The organism is Mycobacterium cajalii (assembly GCF_045809005.2).
Taxonomy (GTDB): Bacteria; Actinomycetota; Actinomycetes; order Mycobacteriales; family Mycobacteriaceae; genus Mycobacterium.
This window is the reverse complement of record NZ_CM141436.1, coordinates 1,127,333-1,148,254: the sequence shown is the minus strand read 5'-3', so window position 1 is coordinate 1,148,254 and position 20,922 is coordinate 1,127,333. Positions and strand designations below refer to the sequence as shown.

Sequence of the window (20,922 nt, the reverse complement as noted above, 5' to 3'; positions counted from 1 at the left end):
CTGTCATTCGTAGCTCCCCTCGAGGTACCAGCGCCGGCGGCGATAGCACAGCAGCAGCGCCCGCTCGTTTTCCAGCAGCACCTGCGCGCGCGCGGTGCGGTTCCCCGCCCCCGCGGGGCCCCGGTCCGGGTCCCACCACCGCTCGTCGACCGGCCACGGGCCGGCCCACCAGCACAGCCGCTCGTCGGCGCCGTGGACGCCACCGCCGGTCATCCGCGCCGGATCGGTGGAGAACAGCCCCCGGCCGGTCACCCGCACCGGATTCCCTTGGCTGTCCAGCAGTTCCACCGGTTCGTCGAGCAGCACCGACGGCGACGGCTCGGGCAGCCGGCCGGGCCACGGCAGGCCGGGGTCGGCCCGCGGTGCCGGTTCGTCGCCCAGCGGGATCAACGTGATGCGTTCGGCCGGCCCGCGCCCGCCCGACAGCACCGGCACCCGCACCGCCTCCGGACCCAGCAGGCCCTGCACCCGCACCAGTGCCCGGCGGGCCCGCAGCCGGTCCTCCTCGCCCAGGCCACCCCACAACGGCAATTGCAGCGCCTCGGCGGATACCACCTCCACGGCTCGCAGCCGCAGCAGCGTCACCGGTGCCGTCGGGCGGGCCCGGGCATTCCGGGCGCTCAGCCACCCGTCCAGCTGCCAGCGCACCCGGTCGGCGGTGGCGTCCTCGGTCAACGGCTCGGCGCACCGCCAGACCCGGCTGCGCTCCTCGCCGACCTCGGTGACGGCATGGATGGCCAGCCGGGTGCACCCCACCCCGGCGGCCATCAGCGCCCGGTGCAGCGTGCCGGCCAGCGAACGCCCGGCGAACGCCGCTGCATCGACCCGGTCGATCGGCGGATCGCAGTCCAGCACGGCCTCGAGCTCCGGCGGCGGCTCCCGCCCGGACGGCCCCCGCTCGGGCTCGCCCCGGGCGAACCGGTGCGCGGTGACGCCGTCGGCGCCGAACCGGGAGGCCACGTCGGGGCGGGGCAGCGCGGCGAACTGTCCGATGGTGCGAATCCCCATCCGCCACAACAGGTCCGCCAACTCCTCCCGGCCCGGCCCGGCCAGGCTCGGCTCGGTGGCCAGCTGACGGATCGACAGCGCCGACAGGAATTTTGCGTCGCCGCCGGGTTGGACGATCCGGCCCGCACGCGCGGCGAAGACCGCGGTGGACAGCTGGTCGGCGACCCCGACCTGACACTCGGCGCCGGACACGGCCACCGCGTCGATCAGCCGTTCGGCGGCCCGTTGCTCGGACCCGAAGTAGCGGGCGGCCCCGCGCACCGGCAGCACCAGCAGCCCGGGGCGCAGCACCTCGGCGCGGGGCACCAGATCGTCCACCGCCGCGATCACCGCCTCGAAGAGACGGGCGTCGCGGTCGGCGTCGGCGGTCGCCACGTGCAGCTGCGGGCAGCGGGCCGCCGCCTCCCGGCGGCGCAGCCCCCGCCGCACCCCCGCTGCGCGGGCGGCCGCCGAGCAGGCGATCACCCGGTTGGCCAGGGTGACCGCGACCGGGGCCGTCGCGGACAGGTCCGCCGCCACCGCCGCCGCGACCGCGGGCCAGTCCATGCACCAGATCGCCAGCACCCGGGAAGAACTCACCGGTTCACCCCGTCCGCGCCCGGCCGACCGTCCGGCCCGCACAGACCCCGCCGACCTGCAGCCGCACCCTGCCGATGCGCCCGAATCCGGGCCGGCCCCCGGCCGTCAGCTCGTAACCGCAGACCCGGGCCGCCAGCCGGGTCGGCGCCCCCTGCCACTCGCCGTCGGTGACCAGCAGGGTGCACCCCCTGTTGCGGGCGCGCGCCACCACCGCCCGCGCCCGCGTCTGCGGCACCCGTCGGCCGCCCAGGCCGAGCACCACCAGGTCCATGCCGTCGACGAGCACGGCTGCCACCTCCACCGGATCGGTCCCCGGGTCGGGTATCACCGCGATCCGGCTCAGGTCCGCGCCCATCTCCACGGCGGCCAGCAGCCCGATGTCGGGCTGGCCGACGATCGCCACGTTGCCCCCGGCCGCCGTGACCGCGGCCACCACGCCCAGCAGCAACGACCGCGCCCCCGACAGCACCGCCACCGTCCCCCGCGGCAGCGACGTCGGCAGCGCATCCGCCAGCCACTGCGGGAGCGCCAGCCGGGCTTCCGATTCCGGCAGCGGGTCGTCGGCGCCGGTTCTCGCGGACGCCTTCCCGGACAACACGGCCATCCGCCGGCGAAGCGATTCGAGCTGTTCGGCGCGGTTTTCCCGGAGCCGATCGGAGGCGAAAGCCGCTGTCATACCCGTTCCCTATATTCGAAAGTATGTTCGACATCGCGAGTAAACACCCGCCCTTGAACGCCGTCAAGCCAACCGTCAAGCAACGTGAGAGGCGGCTTTATGCGCTCGGTGCCGATGTGGCTGATGGTGCTTTTGAGCAGCGTTTTGACGACGTCTCGGCGGCCGGCCCGGTCAGAGCGCGCCGATCACCCGCGACGCCAGCAGTTCCAGCGTCGGGTCGCTGCCGCGATCGTGGGTGAACAGCACGATCTGTCCGAAGCCCAGCGCCTCCAGCTCCTGGATGCGGTGCACGATCTGCGGCGCGGTGCCGATCAGGCCGCCCTCGTGCAGGCCGAAAGCCGGAGCACCGAAACGCTTTTCGGCCACCGCACGCACCCCGGGCAACGCGTCGTCGTCGGGCGCGAGCGCCATGACGGCCTCGACCGACAAGACGATGCCGTCCGGGTCGCGGCCGATGTCGGCGCAGCAGGCGCGCAGCACGTCGCGCTTGCGCTCCAGCTCGCCCAGCGCATAGGTGGGAACGTTCCACACGTCGGCGTACCGGGCGACCAGCGGCAGCGTGAACCTCTCCCCCACTCCGCCGACGACGATCGGCGGGCGCGGCCGCTGCACCGCCCCGGGGACGATCGGCATGTCGTCGACGGTGTAGTACCTGCCCGCGAAGTCGACCCGCTCCCCGGCGAACGCCTGCGTGAGGATCTCGAGCGCCTCGCCGAACCGCGCGGAACGCTCGCGGAAGGTGCCCCACGGCAGGCCCAGTCGCTGATGTTCGTCGGCGATGGAACCGCTGCCCAGGCCCAGTTCGAGCCGGCCGCCCGAGATCTGGTCGAGCGTGGTCGCCATCTTGGCCAGCACCGCGGGGTGGCGGAACTGGTTGCACAGCACCATGTGTCCGACGCGGAGCCGTTCGGTGCGGGCCAGCAGCGCAGTCGCCAGCGTCCAGGCCTCCAGCGACGGGATGGTCGGCGCGCCGGGCCCGTACATGTGGTCGTACAGCCACACCGAGCCGATGCCGAGTTCCTCGCAGCGCAGCGCGCGGTGCAGCACGTCGGAATACGTGAAGCCCATCTGCGGCAGATAGACACCGATGTCGAGTGCGGTCATGGGTTCACTCTTCCATCACCGGGCCTCCATGCCGCGCCACACCTGCGCGACGAAGTTGTCGAGCATGAACGTGCGCAGCGCGGTCGAGCGCTGCGTGGTGGTCAGCAGCGCGTACAGACCCAGCAGGAAGTACATCGCCGACAGTGTGGCATCGACCGACGCGTCGACGGCGCCGGATGCCCGGGCCGCCTCGATCTGCCCGACGAGCACGACGATGATCTCGTGGTCGGTCCACTCGTCTTCGGCCGGCCGCATCGGCGAGAAATGCACGGCGAGAACGTCTTTGAACAGTACGGTGCCCAACCTCCGCTCGGCGGCGACGACCACCCGGACCACCTCGCCCAGTATGTCGGGCAGCGGGGGCGAGCCCGCGGCGAACCGGGTCAGCTCGCCCGCGATGCGCTTCTCCTCGCGCCGCTCGAGCTCGAGCAGCACATGCTCCTTGCTGGGGAAGTGGAAGTAGAAGGTGCCGCGCGCCACGCCCGCGGCGGCGACGATGGCGCCGATGTCCGCGTCGGCCATGCCGGTGCGCTTGAACTCGGCGATGGCCGCCCGGAAGATCCGCTGGCGGGTCTGGCGCCGCTGCCGATCCGAGCCGCTCGGCCTGCGCACCCCGACTTCCGCCACCCTCCATTACTAATCCACGTATTGACACTCGTCAATAGCACTTGGCATCGAACTCCTTGGTCGACAGCCGGATCCGGCATTGACATTCGCACGCCCACCACTGACAGTTGTCAGTGTGAGCTCTCCGGTTGCCGACCCCGTGGACGTCTACTACGACCCCTACGACCAGCAGTTGAACAGCGATCCCTATCCCGCGCTGCGGCGCCTGCGCGAGGAGGCGCCGCTGTACTACAACGAGCGGTACGACTTCTACGCGCTGACCCGCTTCGACGACGTCAACAAGGCGCTGGTGGACCACGCCACGTTCTCCTCGGCGCGCGGCGTGATACTCGAGCTGATCAAATCGGGAATCGAGATCCCCCCGGGCACGCTGGTGTTCGAGGACCCGCCCATCCACGACATCCACCGCAAGCTGGTGGCCCGGATGTTCACCCCGCGCAAGATCGCCGAACTGGAAGACAAGGTCCGCGGCTTCTGCGCGCAGTGCCTCGACCCGCTGGTCGGGACGGGCCGGTTCGACTTCGTCGCCGACCTCGGCGCCCAGATGCCGATGAAGGTCATCGGCATGCTGCTCGGCATCCCCGAAGCCGACCAGGAGGCCATCCGCGACCACGGCAACGCGACGATGAAGACCGACGCCGGCAAGCCGATGCGGATGGCCACCGACGGCCTCGACGCCGGACAGATCTTCGCCGAATACCTCGACTGGCGCGCCGAGCACCCGTCCGACGACATCATGACCGACCTGCTCACGGTCGAGTTCACCGACGAGCACGGGGTGCGTCGCAGGCTCACCCGCGACGAACTGCTCATGTACCTCAACGTCGTGGCGACCGCGGGCAACGAGACCACGACGCGGCTGATCGGGTGGGCGGGCAAGGTGCTGGCCGACCATCCCGACCAGCGGCGCCGGCTGGCCGACGACCGCTCGCTGGTGCCGCAGGCGATCGAGGAGCTGCTGCGCTACGAGCCGCCGGCGCAGAACGTCGGGCGCTACGTCACCCGCGACGTCGAGTATTACGGGCAGACGGTGCCCGCGGGCGCCGCGATGCTGCTGCTGACCGGGGCGGCCAACCGCGACCATCGCCAGTTCCCGCCCGACGGCGACGTGTTCGACATTCACCGCGAGCCCCGGGCCCACCTGGGGTTCGGGGTCGGGGCGCATTACTGCCTGGGGTCGGCGCTGGCCCGGCTGGAGGGCCGCATCGCGCTCGACGAGATACTGCGGCGCTTCCCCGAGTGGGAGCTCGACCTCAGCGACGCCACGCTCGTCTCGACGGCGGCCGTGCGCGGCTGGGACCGGATGCCGGCCCTGGTGCCCTGACTACTCCCACTCGATGGTGCCGGGCGGTTTGCTGGTGATGTCGAGCACCACGCGGTTGACCTCGGCCACCTCGTTGGTGATGCGGGTCGAGATGCGCTCCAGCACCTCGTAGGGCACCCGCGTCCAGTCGGCGGTCATCGCGTCCTCGCTGGACACCGGCCGCAGCACGATCGGGTGCCCGTAGGTGCGGTTGTCGCCCTGCACCCCGACCGAGCGGACGTCGCCCAACAGCACCACCGGGCACTGCCAGATCTGGTTGTCCAGGCCTGCCGCGGTCAGCTCCTCGCGCGCGATCGAGTCGGCGCGCCGCAGCGTGTCCAGCCGCTGCGCGGTGACCTCGCCGACGATCCGGATGCCCAGCCCGGGCCCCGGAAAGGGTTGGCGCGCAACAATTTCCTCTGGCAGGCCGAGTTCCCGCCCGACCGCACGGACCTCGTCCTTGAACAGCAGCCGCAGCGGCTCGACGAGCGTGAACTTCAGGTCGTCGGGCAGGCCGCCGACGTTGTGGTGGCTCTTGATGTTCGCGGTGCCGCTGCCCCCGCCGGATTCCACCACGTCCGGATACAGCGTGCCCTGCACCAGGAACTCGACGTCAGAACCGCTGTCGCCCACGATGTCCCGCACCGCGCCCTCGAACGCCCGGATGAACTGGCGGCCGATGATCTTGCGTTTGCCCTCGGGATTGTGCACACCGGCCAGCGCGGTCAGGAACGTGTCCGCCGCGTCGACCGTGACCAGGTTGGCACCGGTGGCGGCCACGAAATCGCGCTGCACCTGGGCGCGCTCGCCGGCGCGCAGCAGCCCGTGGTCGACGAACACACAGGTCAACCGGTCGCCGATGGCGCGCTGCACGAGCGCGGCGGCCACCGCGGAATCGACGCCGCCCGACAGCCCGCAGATCGCCCGGCCCTCACCGATCTGCGCGCGCACCTGCTCGACCAGCGCACTGGCGATGTTGGCGGGCGTCCAGTCCGCGCCCACCCCGGCGAAGTCGTGCAAAAACCGGCTGAGCACCCGCTGCCCGTGCGGGCTGTGCATCACCTCCGGGTGGTACTGCACGCCGGCCAGGCGCCGCTCGATGTTCTCGAAGGCGGCCACCGGGGCGCCCGGGCTGCTGGCCACCACCTCGAACCCGTCCGGCGCGGCCGTGACCGCGTCGCCGTGGCTCATCCACACCGGCTGGGTCGCGGGCAGGCCCGAATGCAGTTCCCCGCCGGTCACTTTCAGCTCGGTGCGGCCGTACTCGCTGGTGCCGGTGTGGGCGACGGTCCCCCCGAGGGCCTGCGCCATCGCCTGGAACCCGTAGCAGATGCCGAACACCGGGATTCCCAGGTCGAACAGCGCGGGGTCGATCTGCGGCGCGCCTTCGCTGTAGACGCTGGCCGGTCCGCCGGACAGCACGAGCGCCAGCGGCTGACGGGCCTTGATCTCCTCGATCGCGGCGGTGTGCGGGACGACCTCGGAGAACACCCGCGCCTCGCGGACCCGCCGGGCGATCAGCTGCGCGTACTGCGCACCGAAGTCGACCACCAGCACCGGCCGCGGCGCCGCCGCTTCGAGATCACCAGCTTTCGTCACGCCGCAAAGTTTAGAGGGCGCCGCTTCCGCGACCGGTCCGCCACCGTGCCGGGCCGGGCGGGGGATGAGCGTTGGCGGCGCGCAGCGCGGCATGGTGGAGTGGGTATGGCCTATCTAGTCACCGGTCCCCGACACCAGGAGAGAGAGGTCCGCCGTGAGCCCAGGGCTCGGCCTGCCAGAGAAGGTCCACGCCTGCCTGTTCGACCTGGACGGTGTGCTCACCGACACCGCCAGCGTCCACACCAAGGCCTGGAAGACCATGTTCGACGCCTTCCTGTCGCAACGGGCCGAGCGCACGGGCGAGAAGTTCGTCCCCTTCGACCCCGACGCCGACTACCGGCGCTACGTGGACGGCAAGAAGCGCGAGGACGGGATCCGCTCGTTCCTCGACAGCCGCCAGATCGAACTGCCCGACGGCAATCCCGACGATCCCGACGACGCCGACACGGTGTACGGCCTGGGCAACCGCAAGAACGCGATGTTCCAGAAGGTCCTGCACGACGACGGCGTCAAGGTGTTCGAGGGGTCGCGGCGCTATCTGGAGGCCGTCTCCGCGGCGGGGCTGGGCATCGCCGTGGTGTCCGCCAGCGCCAACGCCCACGACGTCCTGCAGATCGCCGGCCTGGACCGGTTCGTCCAGAAGCGGGTCGACGGCGTCACGCTGCGCGAGGAGCACCTCGCCGGCAAGCCGGCCCCGGACTCGTTCCTGCGCGCGGCGCAACTGCTCGACGTGGCGCCCGACGCGGCGGCGGTGTTCGAGGACGCGCTGTCGGGCGTGGCGGCCGGCCGGGCCGGCAACTTCGGCTGCGTGGTGGGCGTCGACCGGGTGGGCCAGGCCGACGAGCTGCGCAGCAGCGGCGCCGACGTCGTGGTCACCGATCTCGGCGATCTGCTGCGCGCATGATCACCGACGAATCGTTCCCGGTCGAGCCGTGGCAGGTCCGCGAAACCAAGCTCGACCTGAACCTGCTGGCCCAGTCGGAGTCGTTGCTGACGCTGGCCAACGGGCACATCGGGCTGCGCGGCAACCTCGACGAGGGCGAGCCCTACGGCCTGCCGGGCACCTATCTCAACTCCTTCTTCGAGATCCGGCCCCTGCCCTATGCCGAGGCGGGCTACGGATACCCGGAGGCCGGCCAGACGATCGTCGACGTCACCAACGGCAAGATCTTCCGGCTGCTGGTCGAGGACGAGCCGTTCGACGTCCGCTACGGCAACCTGATCTCCCACGAGCGGACCCTCGACCTGCGCGCCGGGACGCTGTGCCGAACCGCGCACTGGCGCTCCCCGGCGGGCAAGCAGATCAGGCTGGTGTCCACCCGGCTGGTGTCGCTGGCCCAGCGCGGCGTCGCGGCCATCGAGTACACCGTCGAGGCCGTCGAGGAGTTCGTCCGCGTGACGGTCCAGTCGGAGCTGGTGACCAACGAGGACCAGCCGGAGACCTCGGGCGACCCGCGGGTCTCGGCGATCCTGGACAAGCCGCTCGAGGCCGTCGAGCACGAGAACACCGAGTGCGGTGCGCTTCTCATGCACCGGACCCGCGCCAGCGCCCTGATGATGGCCGCCGGGATGGATCACGTGGTCGACGTGCCCGGGCGGGTCGAGATCAGCACCGACGCACGCCCCGACCTGGCCCGGACCACCGTGATCTGCGGGCTGCGCCCGGGCCAGAAGCTGCGGATCGTCAAGTACCTCGCCTACGGGTGGTCGAGCATGCGGTCGCGGCCGGCGCTGCGCGACCAGGTCGCCGCCGCGTTGCACAGCGCCCGCTACGCCGGGTGGCAGGGGCTGCTGGATTCGCAACGGGCCTACCTCGACGAGTTCTGGGAGAACGCCGACGTCGAGGTCGAGGGCGACCCCGAGGCCCAGCAGGCGGTCCGGTTCGGCCTGTTCCACCTGCTGCAGACCAGCGCCCGCGCCGAACGGCGCGCGCTCCCGGCCAAGGGGCTCACCGGGACGGGCTATGACGGCCACGCCTTCTGGGACACCGAGAGTTACGTGCTGCCGGTGCTCACCTACACCGCCCCGCACACCGTCGCCGACGCGCTGCGCTGGCGGGCGTCGACACTGCACTACGCCCAGGAGCGGGCCAGCGAGCTGGGCCTGGAAGGCGCGAGCTTTCCCTGGCGGACCATCCGCGGCCAGGAGTGTTCGGGGTACTGGCCGGCCGGCACGGCGGCCTGGCACATCAACGCCGACATCGCCATGGCCTTCGAGCGCTACCGCATCGTGACCGGCGACGACTCGCTGGAAAAGGAGTGCGGCCTGAAGGTCCTCGTCGAGACCGCCCGGCTGTGGCTCTCCCTGGGCCACCACGACCGGCACGGCGTCTGGCACCTCGACGGGGTGACCGGCCCCGACGAGTACACCGCGATCGTCCGCGACAACGTGTTCACCAACCTGATGGCGGCGCACAACCTGGTCACCGCCGCCGAGGCCTGCAACCGCCACCCCGATGCCGCCGACGCGCTGGGGGTGACGACCGAGGAGACGGCCGCCTGGCGCGACGCCGCCGACGCGATCAACATCCCCTACGACGAGGAGCTGGGCGTGCACCCGCAGTGCGAGGGGTTCACCACGTTCGCCGAGTGGGACTTCGAGGCCAACGCGACCTACCCGCTGCTCATGCACGACCCCTACGTGCGGCTCTACCCGGCCCAGGTCATCAAGCAGGCCGACCTGGTGCTGGCCATGCAGTTCCGCAGCCACGCGTTCACCCCCGAACAGAAGGCCCGCAACGTCGACTACTACGAGCGGCGCACGGTGCGCGACTCGTCGCTGTCGGCGTGCACCCAGGCGGTGATGTGCGCCGAGGTGGGGCACATGGAACTCGCCCACGACTACGCCTACGAGGCCGCGCTGATCGACCTGCGCGACCTGCACCACAACACGCGCGACGGGTTGCACATGGCCTCGCTGGCCGGCGCCTGGACGGCGCTGGTGGTGGGCTTCGGCGGCCTGCGCGACGACGAGGGGATCGTGTCGCTGGACCCGCAGCTGCCCGACGGCATCACCCGGCTGCGGTTCCGGCTGCGCTGGCGCGACTTCCGGCTGACCGTCGACGTCAACCACGCCGAGGTCACCTACACGGTCCACGACGGCCCCGGCGGTGAGCTGACGATCCGGCACGCCGGCGAGGAGGTCACCCTGAGCACCGACGCGCCCAAGACGATCGCGGTGCGGACCCGTAAACCCCTGCTGCCCCCGCCGCCGCAACCGCCGGGCCGCGAGCCCATGCACCGGCGCGCGCTGTCACGCAGCAAGTAAGCACCTTCCGGCGGGCGGTTGCCGAACCCCCATTCGGTAGCTACACTAAGCTTCATGAATGTAGTCACCTGACTACATTCGACTTCGGCCAAGGACGACAGCAATGACAGACCAGGTAACCGTCACGAAACTGGGCAGCCGCATCGGAGCGCGGGTCGACGGGGTGCGCCTCGGCGGCGACCTCGATCACGGCGCGGTCGATGAGATCCACCGCGCCCTGCTGGCCCACAAGGTGATCTTCTTCCGGGGCCAGCACCACCTCGACGACGCGCAGCAGCTCGCGTTCGCGGGCCTGCTGGGCACGCCGATCGGCCACCCCGCCGCGTCGGTGCTGGCCGCCACGGATGCACCGGTCATCACCCCGATCAACTCCGAGTACGGCAAGGCCAACCGCTGGCACACCGACGTCACCTTCGCCGCCAACTACCCCGCGGCCTCGATCCTGCGGGCGGTCACCCTGCCCACCTACGGCGGCTCGACGCTGTGGGCCTCCACCGCGGCCGCCTACGAGCGGCTGCCCGAGCCGCTCAAGTGCCTCGTGGAAAACCTGTGGGCGCTGCACACCAACCGCTACGACTACGTCACCGCCGAGGCCCAGGCGGCCCAGAAGGCGATGACCGACGCGCAGCGGGCGTTCCGGCAGGCGTTCGAGAAGCGGGAGTTCCAGACCGAGCACCCCGTGGTGCGCGTGCACCCGGAAACCGGGGAGCGCACGCTGCTGGCAGGGGACTTCGTGCGCGGCTTCGTGGGGCTGGACAGCCACGAGTCCGCCGCGCTGTTCGACCTGATCCAGCGGCGAATCACCGTGCCCGAGAACACGATTCGCTGGAACTGGGAGGCGGGCGACGTCGCGATCTGGGACAACCGGGCCACCCAGCACCGGGCGATCGACGACTACGACAACCAGCCGCGACTGATGCACCGGGTCACCCTGATGGGCGACGTCCCCGTCAACGTGCACGGGGAACGCAGCCGGGTCCTCACCGGAGCGCCGCTCGAGGCGATCGCGAGCTAGGGGCGATTCCGGGCTGACCGGCCTCAGCCGGCGCTGACCGAGCCGGGTTCCACATGGCCGGGGCGGTCCCAGCGCAGCGCGCCGGGCGCCTCGGCCGGCACCACCGGGTGCTGGGGCGGGATCGGGTCCAGCCGGCGGTAGGTGTCGCCCTGCAGCGGGCGCTGGTCGCTCTCCCCCTTGTTCGGCCACAGCGAGGCGGCCCGCTCGGCTTGTGCGGTGATGGACAGCGACGGGTTGACGCCCAGGTTCGCCGAGATCGCTGCGCCGTCGACCACATACAGCGTCGGGTAGCCGTGCACCCGGTGGTAGGGGTCGATGACGCCCTGTGCGGGACTGTCGCTGATCGCGGCACCGCCCAGGAAGTGCGCGGTCAGCGGGATGTTGAACAGCTCACCCCAGGTGCCGCCGGCCACGCCGTCGACCTTGGCGGCGATGCGGCGCGTCACCTCGTTGCCGACCGGGTTCCAGGTGGGGTTGGGATCGCCGTGGCCCTGCTTGCTGGTGTACCAGCGGATGCCCAGCTTGCCGCGCTTGGTGTAGGTGGTGATCGAGTTGTCCAGGTGCTGCATCACCAGGGCGATCAGCGTGCGCTCGCTCCACTGGTGGACGTTGAGCATGCGCAGCATGCGACGCGGGTCCTCGACGGCCTGGTCCAGCAGCTGCCGCCAGCGCGGCACGTCGGTGCCGCCGGGTCCGGCGCCGTCGGTCATCAGGGTCTGCAGCAACCCCATGGCGTTGGAGCCCTTGCCGTAGCGGCAGGGCTCGACGTGGGTGTCCGGCGTCGGGTGGATCGACGACGTGATCGCCACCCCGTGGGTCAGGTCGAGGGCGGGGTCGACCTCGAGCTTGCCGGCGCCGACGATCGACTCGGAGTTGGTCCGGGTGAGCACGCCGAGCCGCTCGGACAGGCGGGGCAGCCTGCCCTTGTCCCGCATCTTGAACAGCAGATGCTGGGTGCCCCACGTCCCGGCGGCCAGGATCAGGTACGAGGCGGTGAAGGTGCGCCTGTCCCGGCGCAGCCAGCTGCCGGTGCGCACGGTGCGGACCTCCCACAGGCCGTCGGGACGCTGCTCGAAGCCCTTGACCGTCGTCATCGGATGCACCCGCGCGCCGGCGGATTCCGCGAGGCCGAGGTAGTTCTTCACCAGCGTGTTCTTGGCGCCGAAGCGGCAACCGGTCATGCACGAGCCGCACTCCAGGCAGCCGGTGCGCTCCGGGCCGGCACCACCGAAATACGGGTCCGGGACGGTCTTTCCGGGCGCCTTGGTGCCGTCGGGACCGAAGAAAACCCCGACCGGGGTGGACACGAACGTGTCGCCGCAGCCCATGTCGTCGGCCACCTCTTTGAGCACCCGGTCGGCGTCGGTGAAGGTGGGGTTTTGCACCACGCCCAGCATCCGCTGCGCCTGGTCGTAGTGCGGCATCAGCTCGTCGCGCCAGTCGGTGATGTGCGACCACTGCCGGTCGGCGAAGAACGGCTCCGGCGGCACGTAGAGGGTGTTGGCGTAGTTCAGCGAGCCGCCGCCCACCCCGGCACCGGCCAGGATCAGCACGTTGCGCAGTGGGTGGATGCGCTGAATGCCGTAGCAGCCCAGCCTCGGCGCCCACAGGAACTTGCGCAGATTCCAGGACGTTTCGGCGAACTCCTCGTCGGTGAAGCGGCGCCCGGCCTCCAACACCCCCACCCGGTAGCCCTTTTCGGTCAGCCGCAGCGCGCTGACGCTGCCGCCGAAACCCGAGCCGATGATCAGGACGTCGTAATCCGGCTTCATCGCACCAGTATTGCCTAACCCGCCGGTCTACAGATAACTCGTCCGGCGCGACCACCGGCTGAACACCGGCCGGATCTGGTGCGCGCTCCACGGGTCGCCGCGACGCCCGCGGCCGTGACCGCTGCGCGGTGACAGGCACAATCAGCGTTCCGCCCGTTATCGGCTGCGGCAGCGCAAGTTCGGGTCTCTGTTCGCCCGGCGCGCCGTCAGGAACCGACGGTCAGCCCGACCTTCTGGAATTCCTTGAGGTCGCAGTATCCCGCCTTGGCCATCGACCGGCGCAGGCCCCCCACCAGGTTGAGGCTGCCGAACGGGTCGTCGGACGGCCCGCCCAGGACGCGTTCCATCGGCGGGCGTTCGCCGGCCGCGATCTGCAGCAGCGCTCCGCGCGGCAGCGACGGGTGCGCGGCCGCCGCCGGCCAGAACCACCCGTCGCCGAGCGCCTCGGCGCACTCGGCCAGCGGGGTGCCCAACACGACCGCGTCGGCGCCGCAGGCGATCGCCTTGGCCAGTTCGCCGGAGGTGTGGATGTCGCCGTCGGCCAGCACGTGCACGTAACGGCCGCCGGTCTCGTCGAGGTATTCGCGGCGCGCGGCGGCGGCGTCGGCGATCGCGGTGGCCATCGGCACGCTGATCCCCAGCACCTCGTCGGTGGTCGTCACGCCCCGGGTGGAGCCGTAGCCGACGATGACACCGGCGGCCCCGGTGCGCATCAGGTGCAGCGCGGTGCGGTGGTCCTGCACGCCCCCGGCGACCACGGGCACGTCGAGCTCGGAGATGAAGGTCTTCAGGTTCAGCGGCTCGCCGTCGCTGGCCACCCGTTCGGCCGAGACGATGGTGCCCTGGATGACCAGCAGGTCGATGCCGGCCGCGACCAGCACCGGCGTCAGCCACTGCGCGTTCTGCGGGCTGACCCGCACCGCGGTGGTGACGCCGGCCTCGCGGATGCGCGCCACCGCCGAAGCCAGCAGCTCCGGGTCCAGCGGTGCCGCGTGCAGTTCCTGCAGCAGCCGGACCGCCGCGGAGGGTTCGGGCTCCTTCTCGGCGGCCTCGAGGAGCTGGGCGATCTTGGCCTCGACGTCGGCGTGCCGGCCGATCAGGCCTTCGCCGTTGAGGATGGCCAGCCCGCCGAGCCGGCCGAGTTCGATGGCGAACTCCGGCGAGACCAGGGCATCGGTCGGGTGGGCCAGCACCGGGATCTCGAACCGATAGGCGTCGAGCTGCCAGGCCGTCGACACGTCCTGCGACGAGCGGGTGCGCCGCGACGGCACGATGCTGACTTCGCTGAGCTCATAGGTGCGGCGGGCGATGCGGCCCATCCCGATCTCGACCATGCCTGCCTCAGCGGGCATAGTAGTTCGGCGCTTCGACGGTCATGGCGACGTCGTGCGGGTGGCTTTCGCGGAGGCCGGCGGCGGTGATCCGGACGAACTGCGCCTGCTGCAGCGCCTCGATGGTGGGCGAACCGGTGTAGCCCATCGCGGCGCGCAGACCGCCGGTGAGTTGGTGGATCACCGAGGACAGCGGGCCGCGGAACGGCACCCGCCCCTCGATTCCCTCGGGAACCAGCTTGTCCTCCGAGAGCGCGTCGTCTTGGAAGTAGCGGTCCTTGGAGTAGGACTTGCCCCCGCCCCTGCCCTGCATGGCGCCCAGCGACCCCATGCCGCGGTAGCTCTTGAACTGCTTGCCGTTGACGAAGATCAGCTCACCGGGCGCCTCGGCGGTGCCGGCCAGCAGCGATCCCAGCATGGCCGTCGACGCGCCGGCGGCCAGGGCCTTGGCGATGTCACCGGAGTACTGCAGGCCCCCGTCGGCGATCACCGGCACGCCCGAAGGACGACAGGCCGTCACAGCTTCCAGGATCGCCGTGATCTGCGGCGCGCCGACGCCGGCCACCACCCGCGTCGTGCAGATCGATCCCGGGCCCACCCCGACCTTCACCGCGTCGGCGCCGGCCTCGACCAGGGCGGCGGCCGCCGTCCGGGTGGCCACGTTGCCGCCGATCACCTCGACCCGGTCGCCGACCTCGGCCTTGAGCTTGCCGACCATGTCGAGCACCAGCCGGTTGTGGGCGTGCGCGGTGTCGACGATCAGCACGTCGACCCCGGCGTCGACCAGCATCATCGCGCGCACCCAGGCGTCGCCGCCGACGCCGACCGCGGCGCCCACCAGCAGCCGGCCGTCCCGGTCCTTGGTGGCCAGCGGGTGTTGTTCGGTCTTGACGAAGTCCTTGACGGTGATCAGCCCGGTCAGCCGGCCGTGCCCGTCGACGATGGGCAGCTTCTCGATCTTGTTGCGGCGCAACAGGCCCAGCGCGGCATCGGCGCTGACGCCCTCCTGCGCCGTGATCAGCGGGGCCTTGGTCATCACCTCGGCGACCTGCTTGCTCTGGTCGACCTCGAACCGCATGTCGCGGTTGGTGATGATGCCGACCAGCGCGCCGGCGTCGTCGACCACCGGCAGCCCGGAGATCCGGAACCGCGCGCACATCGCGTCGACCTGGGCCAGCGTGTTGTCCGGGCGGCAGGTGACCGGGTCGGTGACCATGCCCGCCTCGGACCGCTTGACGGTCTCGACCTGGCCGGCCTGTTCGGCGACGGGCAGGTTGCGGTGCAGCACACCCATCCCGCCGGCGCGCGCCATCGCGATGGCCATCCGCGACTCCGTCACGGTGTCCATGGCCGAGCTGACCAGCGGCACCTTGAGCCTGATCTTCTTGGTGAGCTGGCTGGCGGTGTCCGCGGTGGCGGGCACCACGTCGGAAGCCGCCGGCAGCAACAGGACGTCGTCGAACGTCAGACCCAACATGGCTACCTTGTTGGGATTGTCGCCCCCGGTCGGCACCGAGTCCTCCGTCAGGCCGCCGCGCAGGTAAGGGCTCGCAACCAGGTCGGAACTGTCTTCCAGGTGGGACATGCCACGGGACATCGGTGAGGCCTCCATACGCATGCGAAGTGAGACACCCATCCTATCGGCTCGCCCCCCGCCGGTGACGATGCGCGCCGCGGACGGACCGGCGAATCGACGCGGAAACGGCGCGCGTTTACCTGCTGGCGTTCCCGTCGTGGGCGTGCGTACCCTAGAGGGGTGCGCGACCACCTCCCCCCGGGTTTGCCGCCCGACCCGTTCGCCGACGACCCCTGTGATCCGTCGGCGGCGCTGGATGCCGTAGAGCCGGGTCAGCCGCTGGACCAGCAGGAGCGCATGGCGGTCGAGGCCGACCTGGCCGACCTGGCGGTCTACGAGGCGCTGTTGGCGCACAAGGGGATTCGCGGGCTCGTGGTGTGCTGCGACGAGTGCCAGCAAGACCACTACCACGACTGGGACATGTTGCGGGCCAACCTGCTGCAGCTGCTGATCGACGGCACCGTCCGCCCGCACGAGCCCGCCTACGACCCCGAGCCGGACTCCTACGTGACGTGGGATTACTGCCGTGGATACGCCGACGCTTCGCTCAACGAAGCGACCTCGGACGCCGACGAATACCCCCGGCTGCACTGAGTCGGCCGCACCGCGCCCCGCCCCGGGCTAGGGGGCGCCGTCCGGTTCCTCCGGTGCGGGCACGGCGGCCTGCCCGTGGCGGCGATGATCCCCGGAGAACGGCGTGGGCGCGGGACTCGATCCCTGTTCCGCCGGCGGAGGCATCGAGACGTCCGGCGGCTGGGACACCGGCGCCGAAACCCCGGGCCGGCCGGGCGCGGGAGGCAGCGTCGCGTTCGGGTCGCGCGAGCGAACCTTCGTGTCGAGCAGGTTGACCTGGTCCATCAGGTCGTGCCGGCTGGCGTTGTCGTTCATCGACTGCACCGCTGTGCTGACCTCGGCCAGCTGGGTGTGCGCCTGGTCCCACTGGCCCTGGTTGATCATTTCCTGGACCTTGGCCAGCTCCGCCTTGGCGGACAACGTGATCTGGTCGTCGTTGACCCGGGGCTGGTCGAAGACCATCGCGTGCAGGCCGTAGAGCGCGTCCCCGGGGCGCGCCTCGGCCACCAGGGCCCCGAACCCGCTGAGCACCATCAGCGTCACGGCGACCGACCCGATCGCGGCCAGGCCGCGCCGGCTGCGCCGGCGTTCCGCTATCCCGGTGCGCAGCGCCTCGACGGCCTCCTCCGGCGACACCAGCGCGCTGGCCGGCGGCCACCGCAAGTTGTCGCGCCAGTCCTCCAGCAGCTGGGCCAGCGCCGCGTCGTCGGGGTCGTCGCGATCCTGCAGATCGACCGGCAGGCGTTCGGCGAGCGCGTCGAGCAGCACATCGGTGCGGGCGAACTCGTCCACTCCCGGCTGGTCGCCGAGGGCACGTCCAAACTCACGCATAGTCACCTGCCGCAACGATTTGGGATTTGAGGCGCGTCAGCGCACGGTGCTGGGCCACCCGCACCGCGCCCGTGGTGCTGCCGACGGCCGCGGCGGTCTCCTCCGCGGACAGGCCGACGACGACGCGCAGGATCAGGATCTCGCGCTGTTTGGCGGGCAGGATCTCGAGCAACTCGCTCATCCGGCTCACCGAGTCGGCTTCGATGGCCCGCTGCTCCGGACCCGCTTCGGCCGACCAGCGCTCGGGAACCGTTTCGGCCGGATAGGTGAGATCGCGGCCCGCCGCGCGATGGGCGTCGGCGACCTTGTGGGCGGCTATCCCGTAGAGGAAAGCCAGAAAGGGCCGGCCCCGTTCGCGGTAGCGGGGCAGCGCCGTGATGGTGGCCAAGCACACCTCCTGAGCCACGTCATCGGCTGACAGACCACCTCGCTCGACCGTGCCGACTCGCGCCCGGCAATATCGCACCACTATCGGACGGATGGTCTCCAGCACCTCCCGTAGAGCCTTCCGGTCCCCCGCTGCGGCCTCGGCCACCGCGGCGTCGAGACGTTCCCCTTGAATTGTCATCGACGGCGGTATCTCCAACGTTACGGACCGGACACATCCCGGGGCTTACCTACGCAATGACAATAACGGGCGGAGGGCCGTTCAATCGGTATGCCAGGTTCCACCGGCGCGTCGCACCTGACCTGCGCAGATATCGCGGATTTCGGCCAAATTCCGTGCCGCAAACGTGACGCTCCCGATATCGATCAGCAAGCATGCCAGGGCCCATCGCAGGGGCGTCAGCCCCAGCCGGGCGGTCTCGTTCAGCGCGGTGTCGGCCACCGCGCGGGCCTTGTCGGTGGTACCGGCGCTGCACAGGGCGGCCGCCAGCACGACGTCGCTCTTGACCCGATGCCGCGCCGAGGCGACCGCCATCGCCCGGGACAGTTCCACCGCCTCACCGGCGTGGCGCACGGCGGCGTCGCCGTGGCCGGCGGCCATCGCCAGCTCGGCGGCCACCCACCGCCGGCGCACGGCAAGCCGGTCGGGCACCACCGGCCCCGGCTCCAGCACCTCGTCCACGCGGGCCAGCAACGCCGCCGCGGCGGCCAGGCGCCCGACGCCCAGCGCGTCGGCCGCCAGCCCGGTCAGCGCGTCGGCGCGGGCCTCGGGGTCCGCCGCCGCCAGCGCCAGGGCCCGTCCGTCCCAGCCCCGCGCCAGGGTGTGCCATCCCAGCTGGCGCAGGAACGACCCCTGTGTGCTGTGGGCCAGCGAAAGCAGGCGCCCCGGCGCACCGCCGCGCCGCAACTGGGCCAGATCGCGATAGGCGCTGCCGTAGCGGCCCTGCCCACCGGCCGCGACCGCCCGCAGCCACAACTGCTGCGGGGTGCTCGCCGTCGGCAACGGCCAGCGGCCCGGCTCGCCGCCGAACGCGGCGTCGGCCAACTTTTCGTCGACCCCGAAAGTGTGATAAGTCTCAATCACCGGCATAGTAGTAAACAGTTCGTGCGGGTTGTGTTACCGAAATGTTAATCGCAAACGCGCCATGACTAATTGCCCGGTGCCGCCCTCCCGGCACTGAGCTGGGGAGATCTCGATTCGGCCAATTGCCTGGTAGCGGCCCTTCCTGTCGGGGAATGCGGCATAGATGAACGCAGAGTAAAATCTGCTCCAACGTTTACATATTTTGCCGGCCTAAGCGGCTATTGACGGAAATTCGCCGTCCGCCTTAACGTCTAACCGTGACGGGTTGTCATCGGTGACGCCGCTTCATTCCAGTTGCACCACAGCTTTTCGGACGCTTCTCGGACGCTTCTCGAACTCGACCTCAACTGGCGTGCCGTGCAGAGAGGGAACAAGCCAATGCCACAGCCTGAGCAGCTACCCGGGCCCAACGCCGACATCTGGAACTGGCAACTACAGGGCCTGTGCCGCGGCGTTGACTCGTCGATGTTCTTTCATCCCGACGGCGAGCGCGGCCGCGCGCGCACGCAGCGCGAGCAGCGCGCCAAGGAAATGTGCCGGCAGTGCCCGGTGATCCAGCAGTGCCGTTCCCACGCCCTCGACGTCGGTGAGCCCTACGGCGTGTGGGGTGGCCTGTCGGAGTCCGAGCGCGACTTGCTGCTCAAGGGCGACATCGGCCGCGGGCGGGGCATTCGCCGATCGGCCTGAGTTGCCCTGACTCCTCGGCGGCGGTCGTTCCGGTGCGGCCCTCACCCGGCCCAGCGGGGCGGGCGCTTCTCGATGAAGGCCTGGACGCCCTCGAGGGCGCAGGGATCCATCATGTTGGCGGCCATCGTCGCGCCCGCGTCCTCGTAGGCGGACTCGATGCCGGCTTCGATCTGGCGGTAGAAGAGGGCCTTGCCCATGGCGACGGCGACGCGCGGCTTGGCGACCACCCGCGCCACCAGCGCCTCGACCGCGTCGTCCAGCGCCTCGGGGGCCGCCACCTTGTTGACCAGCCCCAGCACCCGCGCCTCCTCGGCGGAGACGAACTCGCCGGTGACCAGCATCTCGAAGGCGGCTTTGCGGGACAGGTTGCGCGACAGCGCCACCCCCGGTGTCGCGCAGAACAGCCCGACGTTGATGCCGCTGACCGCGAAGCGCGCGTCGCGGCCGGCCACCGCGAGGTCGCACATCGCGACGAGCTGGCAGCCCGCGGCGGTCGCCAGACCGTGGACACGCGCGATCACCGGCACGGGCAGACGCTGGAAAGCCAGCATCACCGCCGTGCACTGCGCGAACAGCCGCCGGTAGTACTCGAGCGACGGCTCGGCGCGCATCTCCTTCAGGTCGTGGCCGGCACAGAAGGCCGTGCCGGAAGCCCCGAGCACGACGGCGCGCACCGCTCCGTCTTCGGCGAGCGCGCCGACGGCCTCACCGAGCGCCGCGAGCATCGCCTCCGACAGCGCGTTGAACGCGCGCGGGCGGTTCAGCGTCAGCGTGACGACGCCGCGCTCGTCGCGGTGTTGCAGCAGCAGCGGTTCTTCCATCGCTTGACCTCACTCGTCGCCCCGGCGCTGCTCGGACGCTAGCACCGGCCGCCCGAGCCGCCCGAGCTGACGCCAACGTCTCACCGATAAGCGTCGCTGCGCTTGGCCACGTTGAACACCGTTACTTCGCCGGCGGCATCGTCGATGGAGTACACCACCCGATATTGTCCGAAGCGCACACGCCAATCACGCTGACTCCCAACCAGTTTCTTCGCGTTGACGGGTCGCGGATCATGGGACAAACCTATGATCACCTGCAGCGCGGCTTCCAACTCGGCACGTGGGAGCCGCTGTAGCTGTTTGAGTACGTCCGGGTGAAACGAGATCTTCATCCGGCCGCGAACGCGTCCGCGTCGACACCGAGCTCATCGAGCATCTCCGCCAGAGGCACCGCGCGAAACGAGTGTGCCCGCAGCTCGCGCAGCCGAAGCGCGTCGATGACATCGGCGTGCTCGTGCAACCGCTCGTAGTCGGCCAGGCTGATGATCACCGCGACTTCGGTGCCACTGTCGGTGATGATGGCTTCTTCGCCGGTCGCGGCCACCGCCCGCACCACAGCTCCCAGGCTGCCCCGCAGGTCCCGCAGACTATGCGTACTCATTGGTAGTCGGGGGCGCGGTGCTCGTTGAGCCCGTTTCCCCTTCCCCCTTTCAATCCGTGCGTGCGGTTTTCCCGCACACGG

General features: G+C 70.7%; 20 protein-coding genes. 6 read left to right on the top strand and 14 right to left on the bottom strand.

Annotated features, from left to right (window positions below):
• Positions 1 to 3 precede the first annotated feature (3 nt).
• From ACJ512_RS05555 to ACJ512_RS05540, 4 genes are all read right to left on the bottom strand, one after another.
• Positions 4 to 1,554, bottom strand: coding sequence for a DNA polymerase Y family protein (locus ACJ512_RS05555; RefSeq protein ID WP_407686636.1), 1,551 nt, complete (start codon positions 1,552 to 1,554; stop codon positions 4 to 6).
• 37 nt (positions 1,555 to 1,591) lie between these two features.
• On the bottom strand, positions 1,592 to 2,263 hold the full coding sequence (locus tag ACJ512_RS05550) for a hypothetical protein (RefSeq protein WP_407686616.1): 672 nt from the start codon (positions 2,261 to 2,263) through the stop codon (positions 1,592 to 1,594).
• Positions 2,264 to 2,434: 171 nt separating this feature from the next.
• Entirely contained in the window at positions 2,435 to 3,367 is a 933-nt protein-coding gene (locus tag ACJ512_RS05545; protein WP_407686615.1) for an LLM class flavin-dependent oxidoreductase, read from the bottom strand.
• Between the two features lie 15 nt (positions 3,368 to 3,382).
• Positions 3,383 to 3,979 (bottom strand): TetR family transcriptional regulator, encoded by a 597-nt coding sequence (locus ACJ512_RS05540; RefSeq protein WP_461479988.1) that lies wholly within the window; start codon positions 3,977 to 3,979, stop codon positions 3,383 to 3,385.
• Positions 3,980 to 4,109: 130 nt separating this feature from the next.
• Here ACJ512_RS05540 and ACJ512_RS05535 point away from each other — a divergent pair, with 130 nt between their 5' ends.
• Positions 4,110 to 5,318: a cytochrome P450 gene (locus ACJ512_RS05535; RefSeq protein WP_407686613.1), complete on the top strand. Its 1,209-nt coding sequence runs from the start codon at positions 4,110 to 4,112 to the stop codon at positions 5,316 to 5,318.
• On the opposite strand, the gene guaA is transcribed toward ACJ512_RS05535, so the two are convergent.
• On the bottom strand, positions 5,319 to 6,896 hold the full coding sequence (guaA, locus tag ACJ512_RS05530) for a glutamine-hydrolyzing GMP synthase (protein WP_407686612.1): 1,578 nt from the start codon (positions 6,894 to 6,896) through the stop codon (positions 5,319 to 5,321). It lies immediately after the preceding gene.
• A 154-nt stretch (positions 6,897 to 7,050) separates the two neighbouring features.
• Here guaA and ACJ512_RS05525 point away from each other — a divergent pair, with 154 nt between their 5' ends.
• The 3 genes from ACJ512_RS05525 (at position 7,051) to ACJ512_RS05515 (ending at position 11,178) form a co-directional block, all read left to right on the top strand.
• Entirely contained in the window at positions 7,051 to 7,800 is a 750-nt protein-coding gene (locus tag ACJ512_RS05525; RefSeq protein ID WP_407686611.1) for a beta-phosphoglucomutase family hydrolase, read from the top strand.
• Entirely contained in the window at positions 7,797 to 10,163 is a 2,367-nt protein-coding gene (locus ACJ512_RS05520; RefSeq protein WP_407686610.1) for a glycoside hydrolase family 65 protein, read from the top strand. Before ACJ512_RS05525 ends, ACJ512_RS05520 begins: the two co-directional genes overlap by 4 nt.
• Before the next feature lie 103 nt (positions 10,164 to 10,266).
• Positions 10,267 to 11,178, top strand: coding sequence for a TauD/TfdA dioxygenase family protein (locus tag ACJ512_RS05515; RefSeq protein ID WP_407686609.1), 912 nt, complete (start codon positions 10,267 to 10,269; stop codon positions 11,176 to 11,178).
• Positions 11,179 to 11,201: 23 nt separating this feature from the next.
• Here ACJ512_RS05515 and ACJ512_RS05510 read toward each other — a convergent pair whose 3' ends face one another.
• From ACJ512_RS05510 to guaB, 3 genes are all read right to left on the bottom strand, one after another.
• A complete protein-coding gene (locus ACJ512_RS05510) occupies positions 11,202 to 12,950 on the bottom strand; it encodes a GMC oxidoreductase (protein ID WP_407686608.1) in 1,749 nt (582 codons plus the stop codon).
• Positions 12,951 to 13,156: 206 nt separating this feature from the next.
• Positions 13,157 to 14,284, bottom strand: coding sequence for a GuaB3 family IMP dehydrogenase-related protein (locus ACJ512_RS05505; protein ID WP_407686635.1), 1,128 nt, complete (start codon positions 14,282 to 14,284; stop codon positions 13,157 to 13,159).
• A 7-nt stretch (positions 14,285 to 14,291) separates the two neighbouring features.
• Entirely contained in the window at positions 14,292 to 15,878 is a 1,587-nt protein-coding gene (gene guaB, locus ACJ512_RS05500) for an IMP dehydrogenase (RefSeq protein ID WP_407686607.1), read from the bottom strand.
• A gap of 159 nt (positions 15,879 to 16,037) precedes the next feature.
• Here guaB and ACJ512_RS05495 point away from each other — a divergent pair, with 159 nt between their 5' ends.
• Positions 16,038 to 16,451, top strand: a complete 414-nt coding sequence (locus ACJ512_RS05495) for a DUF5319 domain-containing protein (RefSeq protein ID WP_407686606.1) — start codon at positions 16,038 to 16,040, stop codon at positions 16,449 to 16,451.
• Positions 16,452 to 16,478: 27 nt separating this feature from the next.
• Here ACJ512_RS05495 and ACJ512_RS05490 read toward each other — a convergent pair whose 3' ends face one another.
• The 3 genes from ACJ512_RS05490 to ACJ512_RS05480 all read right to left on the bottom strand — a co-directional run bounded on the left by ACJ512_RS05490 (position 16,479) and on the right by ACJ512_RS05480 (position 18,732).
• Positions 16,479 to 17,261 carry an anti-sigma-D factor RsdA gene (locus ACJ512_RS05490; RefSeq protein ID WP_407686605.1) on the bottom strand — a complete coding sequence of 261 codons (783 nt, stop codon included), beginning with the start codon at positions 17,259 to 17,261 and terminating at the stop codon, positions 16,479 to 16,481.
• The gene (locus tag ACJ512_RS05485; protein ID WP_407686604.1) at positions 17,254 to 17,829 is read right to left on the bottom strand and encodes a sigma-70 family RNA polymerase sigma factor; all 576 of its coding nucleotides are present in this window, start codon (positions 17,827 to 17,829) and stop codon (positions 17,254 to 17,256) included. The genes ACJ512_RS05490 and ACJ512_RS05485 overlap by 8 nt, the downstream gene beginning before the upstream one ends.
• Positions 17,830 to 17,910: 81 nt before the next feature.
• A complete protein-coding gene (locus tag ACJ512_RS05480) occupies positions 17,911 to 18,732 on the bottom strand; it encodes a hypothetical protein (protein WP_407686603.1) in 822 nt (273 codons plus the stop codon).
• 378 nt (positions 18,733 to 19,110) lie between these two features.
• On the opposite strand from ACJ512_RS05480, the gene ACJ512_RS05475 reads away from it, so the two are divergent.
• Positions 19,111 to 19,419, top strand: coding sequence for a WhiB family transcriptional regulator (locus tag ACJ512_RS05475; protein WP_407686602.1), 309 nt, complete (start codon positions 19,111 to 19,113; stop codon positions 19,417 to 19,419).
• 41 nt (positions 19,420 to 19,460) lie between these two features.
• Here ACJ512_RS05475 and ACJ512_RS05470 read toward each other — a convergent pair whose 3' ends face one another.
• The 3 genes from ACJ512_RS05470 to ACJ512_RS05460 form a co-directional block, all read right to left on the bottom strand.
• On the bottom strand, positions 19,461 to 20,240 hold the full coding sequence (locus ACJ512_RS05470) for an enoyl-CoA hydratase (protein WP_407686601.1): 780 nt from the start codon (positions 20,238 to 20,240) through the stop codon (positions 19,461 to 19,463).
• Positions 20,241 to 20,320: 80 nt separating this feature from the next.
• Positions 20,321 to 20,572 carry a type II toxin-antitoxin system RelE family toxin gene (locus tag ACJ512_RS05465; protein WP_407686600.1) on the bottom strand — a complete coding sequence of 84 codons (252 nt, stop codon included), beginning with the start codon at positions 20,570 to 20,572 and terminating at the stop codon, positions 20,321 to 20,323.
• The gene (locus ACJ512_RS05460; protein ID WP_461479987.1) at positions 20,569 to 20,841 is read right to left on the bottom strand and encodes a type II toxin-antitoxin system Phd/YefM family antitoxin; all 273 of its coding nucleotides are present in this window, start codon (positions 20,839 to 20,841) and stop codon (positions 20,569 to 20,571) included. The genes ACJ512_RS05465 and ACJ512_RS05460 overlap by 4 nt, the downstream gene beginning before the upstream one ends.
• Positions 20,842 to 20,922 lie beyond the last annotated feature (81 nt).

Excerpts from the sequence above, each read along its gene's own strand:
- ACJ512_RS05555 (WP_407686636.1), bottom strand. The coding sequence starts at position 1,554 with ATGGACTGGCCCGCGGTCGCGGCGGCGGTGGCGGCGGACCTGTCCGCG.
- ACJ512_RS05550 (WP_407686616.1), bottom strand. The coding sequence starts at position 2,263 with ATGACAGCGGCTTTCGCCTCCGATCGGCTCCGGGAAAACCGCGCCGAA.
- ACJ512_RS05545 (WP_407686615.1), bottom strand. The coding sequence starts at position 3,367 with ATGACCGCACTCGACATCGGTGTCTATCTGCCGCAGATGGGCTTCACG.
- ACJ512_RS05520 (WP_407686610.1), top strand. The coding sequence starts at position 7,797 with ATGATCACCGACGAATCGTTCCCGGTCGAGCCGTGGCAGGTCCGCGAA.
- ACJ512_RS05515 (WP_407686609.1), top strand. The coding sequence starts at position 10,267 with ATGACAGACCAGGTAACCGTCACGAAACTGGGCAGCCGCATCGGAGCG.
- ACJ512_RS05510 (WP_407686608.1), bottom strand. The coding sequence starts at position 12,950 with ATGAAGCCGGATTACGACGTCCTGATCATCGGCTCGGGTTTCGGCGGC.
- ACJ512_RS05505 (WP_407686635.1), bottom strand. The coding sequence starts at position 14,284 with ATGGTCGAGATCGGGATGGGCCGCATCGCCCGCCGCACCTATGAGCTC.
- guaB (WP_407686607.1), bottom strand. The coding sequence starts at position 15,878 with ATGTCCCGTGGCATGTCCCACCTGGAAGACAGTTCCGACCTGGTTGCG.
- ACJ512_RS05490 (WP_407686605.1), bottom strand. The coding sequence starts at position 17,261 with ATGCGTGAGTTTGGACGTGCCCTCGGCGACCAGCCGGGAGTGGACGAG.
- ACJ512_RS05485 (WP_407686604.1), bottom strand. The coding sequence starts at position 17,829 with ATGACAATTCAAGGGGAACGTCTCGACGCCGCGGTGGCCGAGGCCGCA.
- ACJ512_RS05475 (WP_407686602.1), top strand. The coding sequence starts at position 19,111 with ATGCCACAGCCTGAGCAGCTACCCGGGCCCAACGCCGACATCTGGAAC.
- ACJ512_RS05470 (WP_407686601.1), bottom strand. The coding sequence starts at position 20,240 with ATGGAAGAACCGCTGCTGCTGCAACACCGCGACGAGCGCGGCGTCGTC.
- ACJ512_RS05465 (WP_407686600.1), bottom strand. The coding sequence starts at position 20,572 with ATGAAGATCTCGTTTCACCCGGACGTACTCAAACAGCTACAGCGGCTC.
- ACJ512_RS05460 (WP_461479987.1), bottom strand. The coding sequence starts at position 20,841 with ATGAGTACGCATAGTCTGCGGGACCTGCGGGGCAGCCTGGGAGCTGTG.